The 20,508-nt window shown below is 62.4% G+C and carries 17 protein-coding genes; 12 read left to right on the top strand and 5 right to left on the bottom strand.

Features of this window, described 5'->3' with window-relative positions; translation table 11 throughout:
- Positions 1-49 precede the first annotated feature (49 nt).
- Together PXH66_RS01665 and PXH66_RS01660 are read right to left on the bottom strand one after the other, a co-directional pair.
- Entirely contained in the window at positions 50-508 is a 459-nt protein-coding gene (locus tag PXH66_RS01665) for a peroxiredoxin (protein ID WP_330932201.1), read from the bottom strand.
- 89 nt (positions 509-597) lie between these two features.
- Positions 598-969, bottom strand: a complete 372-nt coding sequence (locus PXH66_RS01660) for a dUTPase (protein WP_330928762.1) — start codon at positions 967-969, stop codon at positions 598-600.
- Between the two features lie 214 nt (positions 970-1,183).
- Here PXH66_RS01660 and PXH66_RS01655 point away from each other — a divergent pair, with 214 nt between their 5' ends.
- The 6 genes from PXH66_RS01655 to PXH66_RS01630 all read left to right on the top strand — a co-directional run bounded on the left by PXH66_RS01655 (position 1,184) and on the right by PXH66_RS01630 (position 6,860).
- The gene (locus PXH66_RS01655) at positions 1,184-2,395 is read left to right on the top strand and encodes a hypothetical protein (protein WP_330928761.1); all 1,212 of its coding nucleotides are present in this window, start codon (positions 1,184-1,186) and stop codon (positions 2,393-2,395) included.
- Between the two features lie 149 nt (positions 2,396-2,544).
- Positions 2,545-3,837 (top strand): UDP-N-acetylglucosamine 1-carboxyvinyltransferase, encoded by a 1,293-nt coding sequence (locus PXH66_RS01650; protein WP_330928760.1) that lies wholly within the window; start codon positions 2,545-2,547, stop codon positions 3,835-3,837.
- Between the two features lie 133 nt (positions 3,838-3,970).
- A complete protein-coding gene (locus PXH66_RS01645; protein WP_330928759.1) occupies positions 3,971-4,315 on the top strand; it encodes a type II toxin-antitoxin system VapB family antitoxin in 345 nt (114 codons plus the stop codon).
- A complete protein-coding gene (locus PXH66_RS01640) occupies positions 4,312-4,701 on the top strand; it encodes a type II toxin-antitoxin system VapC family toxin (RefSeq protein WP_330928758.1) in 390 nt (129 codons plus the stop codon). The genes PXH66_RS01645 and PXH66_RS01640 overlap by 4 nt, the downstream gene beginning before the upstream one ends.
- A 64-nt stretch (positions 4,702-4,765) precedes the next feature.
- Positions 4,766-5,800: a Holliday junction branch migration DNA helicase RuvB gene (gene ruvB / locus PXH66_RS01635; RefSeq protein ID WP_330928757.1), complete on the top strand. Its 1,035-nt coding sequence runs from the start codon at positions 4,766-4,768 to the stop codon at positions 5,798-5,800.
- A 211-nt stretch (positions 5,801-6,011) separates the two neighbouring features.
- A complete protein-coding gene (locus PXH66_RS01630; protein ID WP_330928756.1) occupies positions 6,012-6,860 on the top strand; it encodes a class I SAM-dependent methyltransferase in 849 nt (282 codons plus the stop codon).
- A gap of 23 nt (positions 6,861-6,883) precedes the next feature.
- Here the strand turns inward: PXH66_RS01630 and PXH66_RS01625 are convergent, their stop codons facing one another.
- Together PXH66_RS01625 and PXH66_RS01620 are read right to left on the bottom strand one after the other, a co-directional pair.
- Entirely contained in the window at positions 6,884-7,885 is a 1,002-nt protein-coding gene (locus PXH66_RS01625; protein WP_330928755.1) for a Gfo/Idh/MocA family protein, read from the bottom strand.
- Between the two features lie 11 nt (positions 7,886-7,896).
- Positions 7,897-8,949 carry a Gfo/Idh/MocA family protein gene (locus PXH66_RS01620; protein ID WP_330928754.1) on the bottom strand — a complete coding sequence of 351 codons (1,053 nt, stop codon included), beginning with the start codon at positions 8,947-8,949 and terminating at the stop codon, positions 7,897-7,899.
- Positions 8,950-9,093: 144 nt separating this feature from the next.
- Here PXH66_RS01620 and PXH66_RS01615 point away from each other — a divergent pair, with 144 nt between their 5' ends.
- Entirely contained in the window at positions 9,094-10,431 is a 1,338-nt protein-coding gene (locus PXH66_RS01615) for a glycosyltransferase (protein WP_345781721.1), read from the top strand.
- 58 nt (positions 10,432-10,489) lie between these two features.
- Here the strand turns inward: PXH66_RS01615 and PXH66_RS01610 are convergent, their stop codons facing one another.
- The gene (locus PXH66_RS01610) at positions 10,490-12,196 is read right to left on the bottom strand and encodes a sodium:solute symporter family transporter (RefSeq protein WP_330928752.1); all 1,707 of its coding nucleotides are present in this window, start codon (positions 12,194-12,196) and stop codon (positions 10,490-10,492) included.
- A gap of 179 nt (positions 12,197-12,375) precedes the next feature.
- On the opposite strand from PXH66_RS01610, the gene PXH66_RS01605 reads away from it, so the two are divergent.
- The 5 genes from PXH66_RS01605 (at position 12,376) to PXH66_RS01585 (ending at position 20,493) form a co-directional block, all read left to right on the top strand.
- A complete protein-coding gene (locus PXH66_RS01605; RefSeq protein ID WP_330928751.1) occupies positions 12,376-14,478 on the top strand; it encodes an HAD-IIB family hydrolase in 2,103 nt (700 codons plus the stop codon).
- A gap of 136 nt (positions 14,479-14,614) precedes the next feature.
- Positions 14,615-15,487, top strand: a complete 873-nt coding sequence (locus PXH66_RS01600; protein WP_330928750.1) for a PfkB family carbohydrate kinase — start codon at positions 14,615-14,617, stop codon at positions 15,485-15,487.
- Positions 15,488-15,564: 77 nt separating this feature from the next.
- Positions 15,565-16,263 carry a mechanosensitive ion channel family protein gene (locus PXH66_RS01595; protein WP_330928749.1) on the top strand — a complete coding sequence of 233 codons (699 nt, stop codon included), beginning with the start codon at positions 15,565-15,567 and terminating at the stop codon, positions 16,261-16,263.
- A gap of 65 nt (positions 16,264-16,328) precedes the next feature.
- Positions 16,329-17,171 (top strand): sugar phosphate nucleotidyltransferase, encoded by an 843-nt coding sequence (locus PXH66_RS01590; protein WP_330928748.1) that lies wholly within the window; start codon positions 16,329-16,331, stop codon positions 17,169-17,171.
- A gap of 4 nt (positions 17,172-17,175) precedes the next feature.
- The gene (locus PXH66_RS01585) at positions 17,176-20,493 is read left to right on the top strand and encodes a UTP--glucose-1-phosphate uridylyltransferase (protein WP_330928747.1); all 3,318 of its coding nucleotides are present in this window, start codon (positions 17,176-17,178) and stop codon (positions 20,491-20,493) included.
- The last annotated feature ends 15 nt before the right edge of the window (positions 20,494-20,508 follow it).

The following is a 20,508-nucleotide window of genomic DNA, read 5'->3' as shown; positions in this document are numbered from 1 at the left end:
CCCTTCTCGCGGGCAAGCCATGCGACACGTCGCTTTTGTGAATCGCCGGTTAAAGCGCCGACACGGCCGCGAGCACCTGCGCGCCATGCGTCTTCGCGTCCACCTTCTCGATGATGGCGAGAATTTTACCGGAAGCATCGAGCACCCAGGCCGACCGCAAGGGACCGCGAAACACACGGCCATACATCTTTTTGTCGATCACGGCGTCGGCCGCCGTGGCGAACAAATCCTCGGGATCGCTGACGAGAGGATAGCCGATGCCTTTCTTGGCCGCATATCGGATGTGCGATCCACCCGTATCGCGCGACACACCAACGACGTTAAAACCCGCCGCGTTGATTTCCGCCCAATCCGCCACCAACGCGTCGTTCTGCTTGTCGCATGAACCCGTATTATTGCGCATGTAAACCGAAACCACCGTCGGGCCGGTCAACAGATCCGTAAACCGCACCGTCTCCGGCGACGCATCGGTCCCCCGCACCACCTTGATCTCAAACGAGAGATCCAACCGATCACCCACCCGCTTCATTGCTTCGCTTCTCCCCTCTTTGATACTTGGCCCTTGTTACTTGATACTTAGCCGGGCCTCCGCCCCGGCTAAATGTGCTTCGAATCGTCCTCGTCCTTTTTGACATAGCCCGATTCCTGACGCTGATGATTCACCGCGTTTTTCTTCAAATACGCCTGGTAAACATCCTCCGCGGTCATGCCCAAAGTCTGCGCCAACGACACGAGAAAGTGGAACAGGTCCACCACCTCCACCTTGGCGTTTTGTTCGTCGAACTTCTGGTATTTCGCCCACCACTTCCACGGCACACTGTCGATCAACTCCGCCGTTTCCTGCTGCATCGCGCGGGTGTAGTTGAGGATCCACTTGGCTTTTTCCTCATCCGACGGCGGCGGCAATTGGACCCCGATCCGGGCGTTGAGCGCTTCCTGCATGGTGAAAATCTCTTCGAGCTTGTCCATGGCAACGCAGGCTGTTCGTGCGGCCGGGGAGCGCAAGTGACAACTCACGAGCACGTTCCACCGCCCCGAAAAAGGAATTGCCCTGCCAGTGGTTTGCACCGAAGTTGCCGGGTTGTTGCCCGCGTTGAGCGCCCGTTCGGCCTCCGCCCGGGGCAACTGTCACGCAGCTCCTCTCTCTGAGTGAGCGCGTGTTAACCTAAACATAAACAAGAACATGTCAGATAATAACACGTCCGGTTCCGAGAGCGCCGCCCCCGAGGCCGCAGCTCCCGCCGAGACGACCAGCGCACCGACGACCACCCCTGCTGCCGAACCCGCTTTTGCGTTCGGCACCAGCCGCGGCACCGGTCTCGCGCGCGGCAAACGCAAGCCGAAGTCATCGACCCCGGCTCCCAGCAGCACCGCTCCTCAGAGCGACTACAAGCCGACCGCCGTCCAAGTTGTGACGGTCGAGTCCGAATACGTAAACCCGTTCGCTCCCGAGCCGGCCGCCGCCCCCGAGGCAGCTGCCCCCGCTCCGGTCGAAACGCCGACCCCGGCCGCGCCTGCCGCCGCCGAGGTCGCTCCGTCAAACCCGGAGCCCCTCAAGGCTTCCGAGGAATCCTGGGCTCCCGAAGCTCAACCCGCCGCCAAGTCCAAGCCCGCGCCCAAGCCCAAAGCCAAAGCCGCTCCGGCCAAGGTAGAAGCTCCCGCCCAGGTAGAGGCCCCGGAGGATCCTGCTCCGGATGAAAAAGCTGAACTCGATATCCTTCCGCCCAAACGCGTGAATCAATCGACCGAAAGCTGGGAGACCCCGTCGTTTCCCGAACCCGCCACTTCCGATGAACGTCCGGCTTTCAAGCCGAGCAATCGTCGCGGCGAAGGCGACGGCGCACGCCCCGCGCGCGAACCTCGCGGCAACCGCGAAGGTGGTCGTCGTGAGCGCAAGCCCCGCGGTGAAGGCCGCGGCAATCGCGATCAAGGCGAACGCCGCCCCCGCGCCCCCAAGGACGTCGAGGTCGATGTGCCGAAACCCAAACTCGAATCGAGCAAGAGCTCGGGCGGTTTCTTCGGCTGGCTGAAGAACCTCATCGGCGGTTCCTCCGAGCCCACCAAAACCGAAGGCGGCAAATCCGATTCCCGCTCCGGCGAACGCTCGCGCGGCAATCGCTCCGGTGGTGGACGCGGTCGCGGCCGTGGTCGCGGTCGGGGTAACGGCGGTGGCAGCGGCAATGGTTCCGGCAACGGTCGTGGTCGCGGTCGTTCCAACGGTGCCAACCCCGAGTCCCATGACTCGCGCCCTCGCGGTGAACGCGGTGGCGAAGGCCAAGGTGGTGGGGAAGGCGGCGGCAATCGCCGTCGTCGTCGTCGCGGTGGTCGCGGTGGCAGCAACCGGGGACGCCGCAGCGAAGGCGGCTCCGGCGGCGGCGATTCCGCATCGAGTTAACCCTTGCCAAGGCCCACCGGCCCAAACGCACTTCTCAGGCGTCCGTCTCTCCGACGGGCGCCTTTTTTTGGCTTCCGCCCCGGGAACAGCATCGCCGCCATCGCCTTTCCGCATTTCCTTCGCCGTCTCTCCTCCTTCACTCTTTCCCCATGTCCGATCTCATCGTCCAAGGCGGTAATCCGCTGAGCGGCACCATCACTCCCTCCGGCAACAAAAACTCCGTGTTGCCCGTCTTCTGCGCCACCCTCCTGACCGCTGAACCGGTCACGCTGCGCAACGTCCCGGACATCACCGACCTCAACAAACTGGTCAACTTCTTCACCACTCAGGGCTCAAGCATCGCGTGGGATCGCGCCGCCGGCGTGATGAAGATCGATCACGCCAATTTCTCCCCGGCCCTGGCCAATCACGAACTGCCGCAGGACATGCGGTCCACCGTGTTGCTTTACCCGGCACTGCTCCACCGCCTCGGCAAGATCACAGTGCGGTCCAACACCAAGGGCTGCTCCCTCGGTGTCCGTGAAATCGATCCCCACCTCGATATCCTGGCCGCTCTCGGAGCCGACATCTCCGGGACCGAACCGCTGACCATCGCCTTGCCCGGCCAACGCTTCACCGGCACGCGCAAGTGGCTCGACTACATGTCGGTCACCGTTACGGAAAACTTCGCCATGGCCGCCGCCCTCGCCGACGGCCCGTCCACCCTCATTAACGCCGCCAGCGAACCGCACGTGCAGGACCTCTGCACCGCCCTTGTCGCCATGGGGGCCAACATCACCGGCATCGGCACGAGCCGACTCGAAATCACCGGCGTGGATTCACTGCACGGCGCCGACATCACTATCGGCACCGACTACCACGAAGTCGTCACCTTCCTGGCCCTTGGTGCCATTACCGGTGGTGAGGTGCGGATCGAAAACTCCGTGCCCCAACACTTCGACCTCATCGCCCGCGCTTTCGCCCGCCTCGGCGTCATCGTCACCCATGACGGCGATACCGCCATCGTGGAGCGCAACCAATCGCTCCAGATTGAGCAGCCCCACACCGTCAATCTGCTGCCCAAAATCGAAGCCGCGCCGTGGCCCTATTTCTCGGTCGACCTACTCCCGCTCATGATCGCGCTCAGCACCCACGCAACCGGCACGATTCACTTCTGGAACAAGGTCTATGAAAACGGGTTTTCCTGGATTCCCGAGTTGGCGAAATTCGGTGCCCACGCCGTGGTGAGCGACCCCCATCGCCTCATCGTCTTCGGCGGACGCCCCCTGCGCCCCGCCGTCGTCGACTCGCCTTACGTGATCCGCGCCGCCGTCGCCCTCGCCATGGTCGCCGCCTCAATCCCGGGCGAGAGCGTTGTCCGCCACGCCGAAATCATCAAACGCGCCCACCCCCGCTTCGTCGAAAACCTCAACTCCCTCGGCGCCCGCCTGGAGTGGCAGTAACCCCCCGCAGTTTGTCACCCATTAGGTGACAAGTTGCCTATATTGCTTATGTGGTGTTATTTAAACTACAGTATGGCTCGCATGCCATATCTGCCTTGACGGTATGGTTTAGAAACCATACTCATAATGCATCATGAAGATGACGATGCATATCGACGAAGACGTCTTGGCCGAAGTCATGGATCTGACCGGGGCGAAGACGAAGACCGCCGCTGTAGAGATGGCTCTGCGCGATCTCGCCCGCCGCCACAAACAGCGAAAACTGTTTCGCACTCCCCTCTGGCCCACCCATGAAGATTGGGTAAAGGATTCCGCGCCACAGCCATCGGACGCCATTGATCCACCCGATATCGACGAGGATGCCGTGCAGCGTTGCATCAACCGACTCAGGTCCCGTCGCCAATTAGCGGCGGAGGCCGATGATCGGCAAGTGCCTGAAGCGACCGACGAGGACACCGGAAATTACCCGTCAAAGTGAATCCGCTCATTCTCGTCGACAGCAGTTTTTTCATTCGTTTCAGCCAGCTACGAGAGGACGCTTTTGCATCATTCGACCTCTATTCGGACGTCGATTTCGCGATCAATGGTTTGGTCTGGGTCGAGGTTTTGCGCGGCCGCAGCGTTCCGACTCATCGGCAGCGTTACGACCAACGCTTCTCCACCATGCACTTCCTCAACCTGACGCCTCGCACGTGGCAACACGCCGCTGCGCTGGCCTGGGAGCTAGACCGCCATGGTGATGTCATCCCCGCGACGGACATTGCCATCGCGGCTTGCGCTCTCGATCACGGGGCTGCGGTGCTGACGTTCGACCGTCACTTCAATAAAGTGCCCGGCCTGACCGTGCTCAACGACCTGCCTTGATCGTTTTCACCGGACGTCAGTTCGCGCTTCTTACTTCAGATTTCATCCCTCTTACTTGGCCGCCATGCCCGACACGCCCAAAGTCACCGACTACCTCGCCTCCACGTTCAACAATCCGGAGTCCCCGGCCGAGGCGGCGCTGCGCCCACTCTCATTTTCCGATTTCACCGGCCAGGCCAAATCCGTCGAGCGCCTGCAGGTCATGGTCGGGGCCGCCAAACGACGCGGCGATGCGCTCAACCACATCCTGCTCAGCGGCCCGCCCGGTCTCGGCAAGACCACGCTCTCTTTCATCCTCGGCAACGAAATGGGCCGCAATGTGCGCGTCACCTCCGGTCCGGTCGTCGAAAAGGCATCCGACCTCGCCGGTCTGCTCACGAGCTTGGAGGAAGGCGACCTGCTCTTCATCGACGAGATCCACCGCATCCCCAAAACGGTCGAGGAATACCTCTATTCCGCCATGGAGGATTTCCGCTTGGACATCATGATCGACCAGGGCCCCAACGCCCGCAGCGTGCGCCTTTCGATTCCACGTTTCACGCTCGTCGGCGCGACGACCCGCGCCGGTCTGCTTACGGCCCCCCTGCGCTCGCGATTCACGCTGCAGACACGTCTCGACTATTATGATACGCCCACGTTGATGGGCATCGTCGAACGTTCGTGCGGATTGCTCGGCGTCGAGATCGACAACGACGGCGCAAAAGAGATCGCCGCCCGCTCCCGCGGCACGCCCCGCATCGCCAACAACCTCATCAACTTCGTGCGCGACTTTGCCCAGGAACGCGCCGACGGCCGCATCACCAAGCCCGTCGCCGCCAAGGCCCTCGAGCTGCTGGAGATCGACGCCCGCGGTCTCGACGAGATGGACAAGCGCATCATGCGCATCATGGCCGAAAACTACAAAGGCGGCCCCGTCGGACTCGGCACCGTCGCCATCGCCGTGGGCGAAGAAGCCGATACGCTCGAGGAAGTCCACGAACCGTTTCTCATCCAGGAAGGCTACCTCCAACGCACCCAACAAGGCCGCGTCCTCACCGCCAAAGCCTACCAGGCCCTCGGCCTCAAAGGCTTCGCCCGCGACCAAGGCGATTTACTGTAACGGTCGCGTTCGTCTGTCCCGCTACGACCCATTAGTCGAGATCGCAGCCGCGCCAGTGTAACCATAATGGTTACACTTCCGGAGCCTGCCGGACGTTGCGACAGTGAGCGTTGGCAAGTCAGACCGGTTGAGCCTGCATGTTTTTCGGGGTCGGAAGGGTGGGTCCGTCGATATCGATTGTCGGGATATCGAACATCCTGCGTCCGATTCGATGCCGCTCCCCGACTACCTCTCGACCTATCAGTCCCAACTCGACCGTATGATCGAAGAGCACGGCTATGATCGCGCCATCGAATTGGTGGTGGGCGGTCAGTTTGAAGAAGTCAGCATGTTGGAGAAGTCCCTGCTTATCCACCTGGGACTCAAACCCACCGACACATTGGTCGATGTGGGAACGGGCAGCGGTCGGCTCCCGTATGGGTTGCGCGACTACTTGACCGGCAAGTTCATCGGCACCGACATTTTGGAAGAAGCCCTGCGGTTCGCCCGGGACCGTTGTGAGCGCCGCGATTGGACGTTTGCCCGGACCACGGACATCGAAATTCCGGTGCCGGAGCACACCGCCGACTTCGTTACCTTTTTCTCTGTTTTCACCCACCTCCTCGACGAAGACATTTACCGGTTCCTCGCCGCCGCTCGTCGCGCGCTCCGACCGGATGGAAGAATCGTGTTTTCGTTTCTCGATTTCGACTGCGACACGCACTGGATCATTTTCCAAAAAACGGTGGAAGACACCCGCCCCGACCGGGTGCTCAACAAGTTTACCACCAAGGACACCATTCGCCGACTGACTCGCGCTCTCGGTTTAAGAGAGGAACAAATTCGCGACGGCACGGACCATTGGATTCCCATCCTGGAGCCTGTCGACTGCGAGGACGGACGACGGCTCGAAGGCGTGGTCGGCTTCGGCCAATCCGTCGCCGTGCTTAGCGTGTTCCCGGAGAACCATTATCTCACACGATATCCAGATGTGGCTGCGGCCGTCGCCGCCGGGGATTTTACATCAGGCGCCCACCATTTTGACACGTGCGGTTTTCGCGAAGGTCGCTCGGTCGGATAAGGCTGCGACCGCCCCGGCTATCTTTACCCGATCGATTCCCAGCGACCGCTGCCGGCCGAGGTGTAGGCGGCTTCCATCCAGGCGACGATGTCCATGGAGGCTTCGAGGTCCCAGTAGAGTTCATCGTGGCTGAGTTCGCCACGAATCACGGCGAGCATGCGTTCCACCCGAAAGGGTCGGGCCGGCATGGTGAGTTCCAACGGCTCCGGCTTCTCCCGCGCCTTGGCGACGACATACTTTTCACCGTCGTGCCACAGGCTTTTCTCCGAGCCAATGACTTCTAAACCGAGGCGACCGCCCGTGAAGGTCCAGCCCGCTTCGACCGTCGCCTTCACGCCGCCGCCAAATTTGAGGTGTGCGACACCATAGTCGTCGCAGGCGGGATATTCTCCGCTTTCGTTGCCGATGTCGGCCCAGACACTTTCGGCCTGACCAAAGATCGAGCGCAGCGCGTGAAACGCATGCGTGCCCATGTCAAAAAAACCGCCACCTCCTGCGAGTGCGGGATTCGCAAACCACGCCAGATCCGGTGAATCAAACCACCGCCCGTAGGCCGCGTGATGCGCATTGCGATAACTGGCTCGCGTCACCTTGCCCAACCCGCCGCTGAGAATCAGTTCCTTGGCACTCTGCAACGCCGCGTCGTAAAACTGGAAATATCCGCCAAAGAGAACAGTCTGCGGATAGGCCGCGACCAGCTCCCGCAAATCCGTGAGCTCACGAGTGGAAGTAACAAGCGGCTTTTCGCAGAACACGGGTTTTCCCACCGGCAACGTCGACCGTAGGAGCGGCAGGTGACGCGTGTTCTCACAACAGATGATGAACCCATCGATCGAGGCGTCGGCCAGCACCTTGTCCATGTCGGGCTCAAACGGACAGCCCGCCATCTCGGCATAACGTTGGCCGCGTTCGGACACGTCGTCCCAAATCACCGCTGCTTCGCGACCGTCGTTCGTCGAGGCCAGGATCTCGATGAACGCCTTGGTATGGATGTGGGCGGTGGAGAGAAAAGCGATACGAGCCATGGAGATCGGGTTTACTTAAGCGTGATTTCGCGGCCTTTTTTCTGCGACGCGTAAACCGCTTCCAAAATCGCGATCACCTGAATCGTCTCAGTCCACGGCACCAGCGACGGTTTTTTGCGCGTGAAACACTGGTGAAAAGCGCGAATGGCCTCCGTGTGCGGAGCCGCCAGCATGTCCGGGTTCTTCAGGGTGCCTTGCGTAAAGGTCCGCCCTTGCACGGAGGCAAATTCCGCGCTCGGCCATTTCACGCCGCCGCGCTGACCAAAGAGCTGGAAACTCATGTCCTCGTCCTCCTCCTGATGCCCCAACCAGGCGGTCTCAAGCATGAGGGTCGCGTCGTTTTCGAAGTGCACGAAGGCGGCGGCGAAGTCCTCCACGTTAAAGCCCTTGCGATCCCACTCGCCCCATTGGCCGGGAATTTTTCGTCCCTTGGCAAAATTAACTTTGGTGGTGCCCGACACGCGCACGGGCTTCGGAAAATCCATCATCCACATCGTCGAATCGAGGGCGTGCACCCCGATGTCCATGCAGGGTCCGCCCCCCGAAAGTTCCTCGTAAATGAAACCGGGGCGTGGCGGTAGTTTGGCTCTCCGCATCGCTCGCACGCGGGCGTGATACACCTCGCCGAGTCCGCCGTTGTGAATCCAGTCGCGCAAGGCGAGTGACTGCGGACGCCAGCGCATATGCTGACAGGACATGAGCGTCAGCCCGAGCTTGTCGGCCAGCTCGCCCATCTTGCGGATGTCCTTCGTGGTGGTCGCCAGAGGCTTCTCGCACAGCACATGTTTGCCCGCCTTGAGCGAGGCGAGCACGGCCGGCGTATGAATCTTGTTGGGCGTGCAAATGTCGACCGCATCCAGGTCGAGTTCGAGCATCTCCCGGTAGTCTTTAAAGACTTGAACGCGCCCCCCCGTTGCGGCGACGAAACCTTGGGCGGCAGTCTCGCGGACATCTGCCACGGCCACGATCTCGACGTCCTTCAGTGACTGCCATCCCGGCACGTGTGCACTCAGCGCGATGCCTCCGGTGCCGATGAACCCGATCCGAATTTTTCGTTTGCTCACGATACCTCCCGGTTGGGTCCACTAATAAAGCAATTCATGACAAACTCTGAGCAGACTCCGCACCAAACCGTTACAAAAGGGCGTCAATCGACATGAATTCCTTCCGCGACTGGCGTTTGCACCGGTTTTTGGCATTCTTGCGGAATGTCCGCGATAACAGTAGATCCTAAACGCCCTCGCATCGCGATGGTGTCCACTCATGGCTACGTGGCCGCCAACCCGCCGCTGGGCGCCGCCGATACCGGAGGCCAGGTGGTTTACGTGCTCGAACTCGCCAAGAAGCTCGGGCAGCTCGGCTACGACGTTGATATTTGGACCCGTCGTTTCGAAGGCCAGCCCCAGATTGATACCGTGAGCGGCAGAGTCCGCGTCATTCGCATGCCCTGCGGAGGCAAGGATTTCATCCCCAAGGAATACCTGCACGAACACCTCATGGAATGGGGAGAGCACGCGTTGCGTTACATCAAGCGGCACAAACTCAAATACGAATTCATCAACAGCCACTACTGGGATGCGGGCATCGCGGGACAACGTCTTGCCGACACCCTTCGGGTCACCCACGTGCACACGCCCCATTCGCTCGGCTTCTGGAAGCGTGCGCAGATGGAGACCGATTACCCGGACAAGAAAGCGGACTTCGACCAGGAGTTCAACTTCACCACCCGCATCCGCGAGGAGACCCTGCTCTACAGCCATTGTGACATGGTGCTCGCGACCACGCCGCCGCAGCACGACATGATCATCAGAGACTACGAGGTGCCTCGTCGCCGCGTTGCCATGATTCCGCCCGGTTATGACGACAACCGTTTCTTTCCCGTGGGCGAAGCATCACGCGAGGCCATCCGCAAACGCCTCGGCTTCAAGAAACCGACCATCGTCGCCCTCGGTCGTCTCGCCACCAACAAGGGTTACGACCTGCTGGTGGACGCGTTTGCAGTGACGGCCAAACGTGTCCCCGACGCCATCCTGCGCCTCGCCGTCGGTGGCAAAAAAATGGACAAGCAGGAACGCGAGATTCTCGCCGGCATCAAGGCCCAGGTGAAATCCCACGGCCTCGAAAAACGCGTCAAGTTTGGCAGCTTCATCAGCGATGAGGACTTGCCCGACTATTACCGCGCGGCCGATTTGTTCGTGCTCAGCAGCCGCTACGAACCATTCGGCATGACCGCGATCGAAGCCATGGCCTGCGGGACCCCGACGGTCGTGACGGTCCACGGCGGTTTGTTCCGTGCCATCAGTTACGGCCGCCACGGCCTCTATGCCGACACCTTCGACCCGGAGGATCTCGGCATTACCATGATGAAACCGCTGAATTATCCCAAATTACGCAATCGCATGAAACGTATGGGGGCCCACAAGGCTCGCAGCCTCTTCACTTGGACCGGGATCGCTCAACAACTCATCGGCCTCGTCGAAGGTCGTCCGAGTCCCCATGCCATTGACGAGGATGATTGGGACGAGCCCTGGCACGATGGCGATTAATTGAGCAACACCACGCCGTCTTCGCGGGCGGTGCCAAACTTTTCCGGCCGCGAGTGTTTTACGCCTGCGGTCGTTTGCTATCCGGCCACAACCGCACCGCCAGGACGATCCACACGACGGCGGCCACCGCCACTTCGACCCACATACCCAACACCATGCCCATCGGCAGGAGAAACGTGGTGATCTGCCATACCAGCGCCTGCAGCAGCCGTGCGACATCAGCCCGATGCTCGACCTTGTCGGGTTGCCGCCAGGCCCGCGGCCACCAGCCGAAGGGCCGGACTTGCTCGTAAAATCGTCGCAACTGGTCCGGATCCACGGGGGCCGAATTCAGCGCGACGGCAATCGCCGCCACCGCTGAGACCACGGAAATCGCCAAAAACCGGGTCGCTTCGTTCCATCCGGCCGGGTCGATGAGCGAGAAAAACAACGCCGTGGCAAATCCGCCCGCGATACCGGCCGCAAACCCCGGACCGTTGAACCGCGACCAATACCACCGCAACGCGAACGGCACCAAAAACGCCGGAAACAGCAGCATGACGATGCCGATCCAGACGCCCAACACCGTGCCGCCCAACCATAGCGACAACCCCAGTCCCATCGCCACCAGCACCGCGGAAGCCCCATAACCGGCCCACACCAATTGCCGCTCCGCCGCCCGGGGAAACCACGGCTGAAACAGATCGCGCACCACGTAGGACGCCCCCGCGTTGAGCGTGCTGTCAAAGGTCGACATCGCCGCCGCCAACATCGCCGCGAGAATCAGTCCGCGCACCCCAGCGGGGAAATAGGTCGATTGCAACACCGTCGGCAACACTCCCTCCGCCGCCGCGAACGAGTCCACGGTCACACCGAGCTGCATCGCGATGATGGCAAAGCCCAACACCATCGGCCAACGCGCGGCAAAGAGCACCGTCCACAACATCGCGATCTTGCCGCAGTCCTGCTCATCGCTCGCCGCATAAAACCGCTGCGCCATATACGCCGAGCCTCCACTGCCCCCCAGTCCTTCCAGCACGCCTTTGCTGATCCATATGGCGAGAAACGCATAAAAGGGCACGTAAGGCTCCATCGCTCCGTCGCCGCTTTGCGGCCAGAAGGTGTTCAACTCCGCCGCCGGCCAGCCCGCCAACAATGTCGGCGTGACCAGCCCTGCCGCCGTCACCGCCACATAAATCGCCGCTCCTCCGATCAGGACCGACTGCACGACATCGGTCCAGATCACGCCGTGCAAACCACTCGCCGTCGTGTAGAGAAAGGCAATGAGCGCCACGCCCACCGCGCATTGAGTTTCTGAATACGGTAGAAACTCTGCGAGAAATCGCCCGCCCGCCGACAGGAAGAATACGATCATGGCCACCGTCAGAATCACATAGGTCAACGCCGCCGTCCATCGGGCCGCGCGCCCGCCGCGCCCGTCGCCGAAACGCAACAGCATCCATTCGGCCGTGGTCATCACTTCGGAGCGCCGGTGCCACTTGCCCATGAAGGCGAGAAACACCGCGATCGGCAGCACCACCCCGCCCCGCATCTCGATCCAAAATCCCTGCAGCCCGTAAAGCGTGACCAGCGCGACAATCGTCATCGTGCCCGCCACATCGAGATTGCTCGACATGCCCGAGGACCCGAGCGCCCACCACGGCAACCGGCGTCCCCCCAGAAAATAATCATCCGCGCCCTGACCGGCGCGGCGGGCCAGCCACACGCCCGCCACGAGCAACGACAGCAGATAAAGTCCTACAATGGCCGTATCAATCGGGTGCACCCATCGACCCTATCAAAGGTGTCAAACGCCGCCCGCGCCGCGCGGAACCCGGTCCCTTCCTTGACCCCGCCACCGGGTAAATCTTTGTTGAGACGTTTCACGGGCCCTCTCCGGCATTCACCCTGCTCGCCCCGCCTTTCAACTCGCACCGATCCCAGCTTCGCGGGTCCGCTTCACTCATGGCCGCATCCATTAACTCACCGATTCAACTCTTCAGCTCCGATCTCGACGGCACCCTGCTCGGCAATCCGGAGTCGACCCAGCGTTTCATCGCGGCGTGGGAAACGCTCACCGATGCCGAACGCCCTTGTCTCGTTTTTAACAGCGGCCGACTGGTCGCCGACATGCAGTCGTTGGTCGCCGCCGAGTTGTTGCCGTCCCCGGACTTCTACATCGGCGGCGTTGGCACCGAGATCTTTGACGTCAAGGGCGACGCTCGACTCGACGCCTGGTCCGACGAACTGAATCGCAACTGGGACCGCACCAAGGTCCACGCCATCCTCCAGGACCTCGAGGACACTTCGCCCCAACCCGATCACTTTCAAAACGACCACAAGACGAGTTGGTATCTGCACGATGCCACCGCCCAGCGCATCGCCGAGATCGAGCAACTCGTCCAGGCCACCGGGCTCGACGTCACTGTCGTTTACTCCAGCGCGCGTGACTTGGATATCCTGCCGCAGGCGGCCACCAAGGGCGGTGCCCTGCGCTGGTTGTGCAAACACCTTGGTATGCCGTTGTCATCGGTCATCGTCGCGGGCGATACCGGCAACGACAGCAGCATGTTCCTCGTGCCCGGCGTCAAAGGCATCGTCGTGCAAAACGCCCAGCCGGAGTTGCTCGAAGCCACCGTCGGTCATCCCCATCTGCATCACGCGCGCCAAATCATGGCCGACGGCGTGGTCGAGGGACTGTGTCACTTCGGCGTCGCCTGCGCCCCACCCACGGCCAACGAGACCGCCATCCCGCGCGCCAAGATGACCACCGATTTCAAGATGCTGTTCACCGGCACCAAACTCGGCGGTCTCAACGATGAGGAAAAAGCCTTTGTGCACACCGCCTACGAACGCGCCATCGACGCGTTGAAGCGCAACATCACGCCCATCGGATTTTCCGCCTGCTCGTTGCACGACAACACCGTCACCGGCACCGACGCCAACTACCGTTCCGTGTGGGGCCGCGACGGCGCGATCACCGTGATCAACAGTCTCGATGTCGACGACCCCGAGATCCTCGATTGTTCCCGCCGCACGTTGGAGACGTTGCTGGGGGCCATTTCCCCGACGGGCCAGATTCCCGCCAACGTGCGCATCGACGACGGCGTGCCCGACTATTCCGGGGTGGGCAACATCTGTGCCATCGACTCGGGCCTGTGGCTCATCATCGCGGTCTACAACTTCGTCGATCGCACCGGCGACACCGCCTTTCTCGACCGGCACGCCGCCGCCTTGCAACGCGCCATGGACTGGCTGGCGGCCCACGACAGCAACAACGACGGCTTGCTCGAAATTCCCGAGGCCGGGGATTGGACCGATTTGTTTGGCCGCAGTTACAACGTGCTCTACGACGAAGTCCTCTGGTATCGCGCCAACGTGTGCTACGGGCATCTGCTCGAGTTTCGCGGCGACCACGATCGCGCCGCCGACTACCTGCGCTGGTCCCAGCACATTCGCGGCAAGATCCTCAGCATGTTCTGGCCCACGACCAATCCCGATACCACCGGCCACGACACGCGCTCGTTTGCCAACCGCCAGTTCAGCATGGGCGACACCCACTACCTGTTGGCCGAGATCACCCCCTTCGCCTTCAACTGGCGCTGCGATGTCTTCGGCAACGTGCTGGCCTTTCTCACCAACCTCCTCGACATCGACCGCGCCCGGGAGGCGTTCCGCTTCATGTGGGGCGTGGGGGTCAACGAACCCCATCCGGTCTCCAATCTCTACCCGGTCGTGCAAGCCGGCGACCCCGATTGGCGCGCCTACTACACCGTCAATCTCCTCAATCTCCCGCACCACTATCACAACGGTGGCATCTGGCCCTTCGTCGGCGGCATGTGGGTGCGCTTCATCCATCGCCTCGGTTTGCATGAGGTCGCGTGTCGCGAACTTTATCGTCTCGCCGAGGTCAACCGCCTCGGTCGCGATCGCGAGTGGGAGTTCAACGAATGGGTCCACGGCCAGACGGGCCGACCCATGGGTAAAGCGTATCAAGCCTGGTCCGCCGCGTGCTTCATTCGCGCTTGTCAGGAGGTCGAAGCCGACCCCGATCACGGTGGCGATTGAGCCATCGCGGATGCGCTATCCGTAAAACCGAGTAAAGTGGAACCGTGGCGGGAATTGAACTTCGCCCGCGGTTTTGCATCCAACGTCTTCAGCTCGCCTCACTTCCCTACCCCCATCCCTTCGACTCGACTCCACCATGCCTGAACGTCCGACCATCCTCTGTTTCGGTGAAATCCTCTGGGACTTTCTCCCCGCCGGTCTGTTTGCCGGGGGCGCTCCCTTCAACGTCGGCTACCATCTCCACCAATTGAATACCGATGTGCGGCTTATCTCCGGCCTCGGTCGGGATACGCTTGGCGGCGAACTCCTGCGACGACTGAAGCATTGGAACCTGGATACCAGTCTGATCGAGACGCACCAAGGCCTGCCCACCGGCACGGTCATCGCCGCCCTCGGTGAGCGGGGCGATGCGAGTTACGACATCACCACCAGCGTCGCCTGGGACCAAATCACCGTCGGCGAAGACGCCACCCGCGCCGCCGTCGAGGCTCGCGCGATCGTGTTCGGCTCCCTCGCCCAGCGCACGCCATTCAATCAATCCGCCCTGGCGCGCCTGTTCACCGTGCTGCCCGATCACGCGTGGCGTGTCTTCGACGTCAACCTCCGCGCTCCTCACGACGATCTCGACTTGGTGCGAAAACTCGCCGCGGGCGTCGACCTGCTTAAACTCAACGCCAGCGAAGCCGCCCGCCTCGCCCTCGGCACCTGTGACGAACAACCCGGTGCCGAAGAAGCCATGGCACGAGCCATTGCCGCCGACCGCCAGTGCCCCATGATCTGCATCACCGCCGCCGAGCGCGGGGCCGGACTTTTGATCAACGGCCACTGGCACTGGGAACCCGGCCGGGAAGTTGAGGTCGCGGATACCGTGGGAGCTGGCGACGCGTTTCTCGCCCGCCTGCTTTCCCACCTCCTCGCGGGAGAGAAATCCCCCGCCGAAAGCCTCGCCAGCGCTTGTCGTCACGGCGAATGGGTGGCCAGCCAACGCGGCGCCACCCCGGCTTACTGAACCTGAAATTCAACCGCCGCAGTTACCGCAGTCGGATGTAGACATCCGGCACGCGATGGGCTGCAAACCAAGCCACTATGACCTTCGACCAACTCTGGAACGAAATTTCGACCTATCTTCCCGGCCTCATGGCCGCGCTGCCCGTGGCCGCCGCGGTCATCCTGGGCGGCATGTTGCTCAACATGGTGCTGGGCCGTATGCTCAGCCTCCTGACCAAACGCTCCCACCTGTCCCCGGACGATGTCGTGCCCGCGCGCAATGTGATTCGCTGGATCGTGCGGATCATCACGGCGATTCTGGTCCTCGGCGTGTTCGGCTTCGAACTCGGCGGACTGTGGGCCATGATCTCCACCGTGCTCGCCATGGTCGCGATCGGTTTTGTCGCCGTGTGGAGTTTGTTGAGCCATACCTCGGCCACGATTTTGTTGGTGATCCTGCGACCTTACAGCGTGGGGGATGACATCGAACTGCCCTCCGAAAACGTGACTGGTCGCGTGATCGATATTAATTTCTTCTTCACCACCCTGCTCAGTCACGACGGCTCGCAATGGCGCGTGCCCAACAATCTCTTCTTCCAGAAAGTGCTCAAACGGCGCCAAAGCACTCACCAGATATCACTCGCTCAGCAGTTGAACAGTCCCGAGCCCGCGAGGTTGTCGGCACCGCCCGCGCCCGATCCCGACAAACCCAAGACGGAAGAGACGCCGGCCAGCGAAGATTTCGCCGCCAAATCCGTGCCCGATCCCGCCACGATCGCGCCGCGCACCACCAAGTAGTCGCAGCGGCGCACGCAATTGGGATTGAATGCCTTCCGCTCCGCCGGTGAGGTAACCCCGATCCCATGAACGTCCGACACGCGCTCGTCACGGCGGCCAATCCCCGCCAACGCACTCTCCCTCTCCAAACCCTCATCGATCGCGACGGCGTCGGGCGGTCCGCCTTGGAAATCGTGCTCCGCGAAGCCGCCGGCGCCGGCATCGAGGAATTCGTGGTCGTCATCTGCCCCGGTGATCAAGCGGCCTACGCCGAAGCGGCGGGCGATCTGCGCTCCCGGGTCACGTTTGCCGAACAATCCACTCCGCGCGGCTACGGCGACGCCATTCTCTGCGCGCGGGACGCCATCGGTGACCAACCGTTTCTGCACCTGGTCGGCGATCACCTCCATCTCAGCGACACCACCGCCACGTGCGCCCGGCAGTTGCTCGATATCGCCGCCGCCGAAAAAACTCCGGTATCCGCCGTGCAGCCGACGCGGGAAAATCAAATCACATCCTACGGCGCGATCGGCGGCAAACTGCTCGGCGGCGACACCCCGCTTTATCAGATCGAATCCGTCCTGGAAAAGCCCACGCCCACGATCGCCGAACAGGAGTTGATCGTGCCTGGCATGCGCGCCGGCTTTTATCTGTGTTTCTTCGGCCTGCACGTGCTCGACGCCGAGATTTTTTCCCTGCTCGAGGCCGCGCAACAAGCCGCGCCCGACGCCCCGCTCGGCCTTTCGCCCGCGCTCCACGCCCTTGCCTCCCGCCGCCGCTACCTCGCGCTGAACATCGCGGGGCGCCGCTACGATATCGGCGCCGACTACGGCCTGCTCAACGCACAACTCGCGTTGTCGCTCGGCGGCCGTGACCGCGACCTCGTGCTCACGCAGATCGTCGAGCTCCTCGCGCAAACCGGTCGTTGATGCCATGAGCCTCGGCATCACCGACATCATTAACGGCGCCGATGAGGCGACGCGCAACCTGGCCCTTGATCAATGGTGCGAAGGCCGTTCCGTCGTCGCGCTGCTCGCAGCGTGTGAGGAACTGGAATCCTACCGCCACGACGAACCCAATCTCTACCATCGGGTGCGCGCGTTGTTTTTTCTCAGCGCCATTCACCGCTATCACCTGCCGACCCGCACGGAACTGCCGCGATCCGGCCGCGTGCCCTACGATGCATTTCGGCACCTGCTGGAACGGCACTTCGAGGAAGCTTTGACCCGCCTTCGCCGGCAACAAACCGACGCCGGCCCCAGCGAATCCCTCAGCAGCGCTCTCGCCGCGGGCTACCACGCGCTCGCATTCCAGACGTTGGCCGACCAGGTCCGACGCACCGTGCGCTCCACGCGGGGCAACGCGTGGATGTTTCGCCTCGGTCATCCGCTCGACCAACCGCTCAAAGTGCGCCGCGAGTTGGTGCAGCGCGATTCGACTCGCGCCCCGTTTCCCCTCCTGCAGGAACGCACCGCCGTGCGCATGGATCTCACCCACTGCGCGTGGAGCGACATCTTCTTCCTCGGCATGGACTACCCCGAGGGCGCCCGCGTGCTCAACGTATCGATCGACCTCGGCGTGCACGGCCGCGACGCCTCCACCCGCCCGCCGGTCGAGGCCTACTTCCGCGTGATCGACGAACCCGTGCTTCGCCTCGCTTCCGTCGATTTGGAAGCCTCCGTCTGCATCAGCGACTTGGACGAGGTGTTCGACTTCGGTCGGGACTATCTCGGTCTGCTCAAAGCCGCCGTCATCGCCGCCGGCATCGTGCCTCCCGGGATCGAGCGCTCGGGCGCCAGCCTGGCCGATCTGCTCGGCCGCGTCTTCGGCCAGGGCCGGGGCTTTGAACTCGTCTCCAGCGTGAACGGCATTCCCAAAGGCTCCCGCCTCGCCGTTTCAACCAATCTCCTCGGTGCCCTCATCGCGGCCTGCATGCGCGCAACCCACCAGATCGCCGACCTCACCGGTCCGATGACCGAAAACGAGCGCCGCATCGTCGCCGCCCGCGCCATTCTCGGCGAATGGATTGGCGGCTCCGGCGGCGGTTGGCAGGACTCGGGTGGACTTTGGCCGGGCATCAAACTGATCGAAGGAGCCCCCGCCACCGACGCCGACGCCGAATACGGCATAAGCCGCGGGACCCTGCTGCCCCGCCACACATTGCTGGGTCCCGATCGTATTCCGGCTTCCGCCCGTCAGGCCTTGCAGGATTCCCTCGTGCTCGTGCACGGCGGCATGGCGCAAAACGTCGGCCCGATCCTCGAGATGGCCACGGAGAAATACCTGCTGCGCAGCGCCGCCGCCTGGAACGCCCGCCAGTCCACGGTCGCCACGCTGGACCGCATTCTGGAGGCCCTCTCCACCGGCGATATCAAAACCCTCGGTGCGGAACTCACCGCCAACTTCACCGGGCCGCTGCAGACCATCATCCCGTGGGTCAGCAACCGCTACACCGAACGCCTGATCAGCGAAGTTCGCGCCGAATTTGGCGAAGATTTCTGGGGCTTTTGGATGCTCGGCGGCATGTCTGGAGGTGGCATGGGCTTCATCTTTGCCCCGGCCCGTCGCGCCGAGGCGCAGGATCGTTTGCTCCAAATCATGCTCGCCGCCAAACGCGATCTGGAATCGTCACTGCCGTTCGCCATGGACCCCGTGGTCTACGATTTCCACATCAACGAAAACGGTTCCACGTCGTATTTACTTTCCGGTGACGACGCCCTGCTGCCCGTCGCCTACTACCGTCAGGTCACGCCCGACATCCTGCGACGGGAAGCCCGGGAGTTGACCAATCGCGAGCAGATCGACCTCACCCAATTCACCCGCGCCGCCCAGCATCAGCCGGAGTTCGGCGCCGCCCTGCCCGGTCTGCTCGACCGGTTGCTCCCCTCCATCGAGGACGATCAAGGTCAGGAAAACACGTTGGAGGAGCTGCTCAACGCCAACGGCTTTGATCGCCAGCAACACGAGCAAATCCGCGCCGATCTGCGCGACGGACGCATCGGCATGGCGCTCAACCGGCTGCCCCCCACCGCCCAGATCGAAGACGTCACCCCGGGGACATTGTTCGACGGCACCGTCGAGAACGAAACCCACCGCGCCACCGGGGCCGCCGCCATCGCGCGGGGCGAGCTCGCCGTGGTCACCTATGCCGCCGGCGTCGGCAGTCGGTGGACGCAAGGCGCAGGCGTCGTCAAAGGGCTGCATCCCTTCGCCAAATTCGACGGCCAGCACCGGAGTTTCATCGATGTGCATCTGGCGAAAACCCGCCGGGTGGCTCACGCGCACGGAGCCACCATTCCGCACGTTTTCACCACGAGCTACCTCACCCACGCCCCGACCGAAACGTATCTGCGTGCCCACTACGGCAACGCGTGGGAGCGTGAAGTATGGTTATCTCCCGGCCGCTCCATCGGCCTGCGCCTCGTGCCCACGGTGCGCGACCTGCAGTTTGCCTGGGAGGAAACGGCCCAGCAAAAACTCGACGAGCAGAAGGAGAAAATGCGCGACAGCGTGCGCGCCGCGCTGACCGGCTGGGCGCGTGCGACCGGCGAAGGAGCCGACTACACCGACAATCTGCCCGGCCAGTGCCTGCACCCTGTCGGCCATTGGTTCGAGATCCCCAATCTGCTCAAAAACGGCACGCTCGCCGCGCTCATTGCCCAACAGCCCAACCTGCGCACGCTGATGGTTCACAACATCGATACGCTCGGGGCGACCGCTGATCCCGCCATGTTGGGCTGGTTCAACGCTGCGGGTGCCACCCTGGGTTGGGAGATGATCACCAAACGCATCGAAGACCACGGCGGCGGACTCGCCCGCGTCGACGGCAAGATGCGATTGGTGGAAGGACTCGCTCTCCCGCAGGAGGAAGACGAATCGCGTCTCACCTACTACAATGCCAACACCTGTTGGATCGACGTCGACCGCCTGCTAACGTTCTTCGGTCTCACCCGTGCCGACCTTGGCGACACCAACAAAACCAACGCGGCCGTGCGCCGTATCGCGTCCCGACTCCCGACCTACGTCACCATCAAAGAAGTTAAAAAACGCTGGGGCCACGGCCAGGAAGACGTTTATCCGGTGACCCAGTTCGAAAAACTCTGGGGCGACATGACTGGCCTCTCTGATGTGAAAAACGTTTTCGCCGTGGTGCCGCGCCAGCGCGGTCAACAGCTCAAGGACCAAGCCCAACTCGACGGCTGGCAACGCGACGGCAGCGCCGACTACATCGCGAGCCTCTGCGATTGGTAGAGCCTCTTCGTCAGC

Origin of the sequence: Synoicihabitans lomoniglobus, from assembly GCF_029023725.1 — a bacterium.
GTDB classification, from domain to species: domain Bacteria; phylum Verrucomicrobiota; class Verrucomicrobiia; order Opitutales; family Opitutaceae; genus Actomonas; species Actomonas lomonigloba.
The sequence above is the reverse complement of the archived record's forward strand: the minus strand, read 5'-3'. Positions and strand labels throughout refer to the sequence as shown.

What these genes read in the sequence shown, in the direction of transcription:
- PXH66_RS01585 (WP_330928747.1), top strand. Translation starts at nt 17,176, where the DNA reads ATGAGCCTCGGCATCACCGACATCATTAACGGCGCCGATGAGGCGACG.
- PXH66_RS01630 (WP_330928756.1), top strand. Translation starts at nt 6,012, where the DNA reads ATGCCGCTCCCCGACTACCTCTCGACCTATCAGTCCCAACTCGACCGT.
- ruvB (WP_330928757.1), top strand. Translation starts at nt 4,766, where the DNA reads ATGCCCGACACGCCCAAAGTCACCGACTACCTCGCCTCCACGTTCAAC.
- PXH66_RS01660 (WP_330928762.1), bottom strand. Translation starts at nt 969, where the DNA reads ATGGACAAGCTCGAAGAGATTTTCACCATGCAGGAAGCGCTCAACGCC.
- PXH66_RS01625 (WP_330928755.1), bottom strand. Translation starts at nt 7,885, where the DNA reads ATGGCTCGTATCGCTTTTCTCTCCACCGCCCACATCCATACCAAGGCG.
- PXH66_RS01655 (WP_330928761.1), top strand. Translation starts at nt 1,184, where the DNA reads ATGTCAGATAATAACACGTCCGGTTCCGAGAGCGCCGCCCCCGAGGCC.
- PXH66_RS01600 (WP_330928750.1), top strand. Translation starts at nt 14,615, where the DNA reads ATGCCTGAACGTCCGACCATCCTCTGTTTCGGTGAAATCCTCTGGGAC.
- PXH66_RS01645 (WP_330928759.1), top strand. Translation starts at nt 3,971, where the DNA reads ATGAAGATGACGATGCATATCGACGAAGACGTCTTGGCCGAAGTCATG.
- PXH66_RS01605 (WP_330928751.1), top strand. Translation starts at nt 12,376, where the DNA reads ATGGCCGCATCCATTAACTCACCGATTCAACTCTTCAGCTCCGATCTC.
- PXH66_RS01595 (WP_330928749.1), top strand. Translation starts at nt 15,565, where the DNA reads ATGACCTTCGACCAACTCTGGAACGAAATTTCGACCTATCTTCCCGGC.
- PXH66_RS01615 (WP_345781721.1), top strand. Translation starts at nt 9,094, where the DNA reads ATGTCCGCGATAACAGTAGATCCTAAACGCCCTCGCATCGCGATGGTG.
- PXH66_RS01650 (WP_330928760.1), top strand. Translation starts at nt 2,545, where the DNA reads ATGTCCGATCTCATCGTCCAAGGCGGTAATCCGCTGAGCGGCACCATC.
- PXH66_RS01590 (WP_330928748.1), top strand. Translation starts at nt 16,329, where the DNA reads ATGAACGTCCGACACGCGCTCGTCACGGCGGCCAATCCCCGCCAACGC.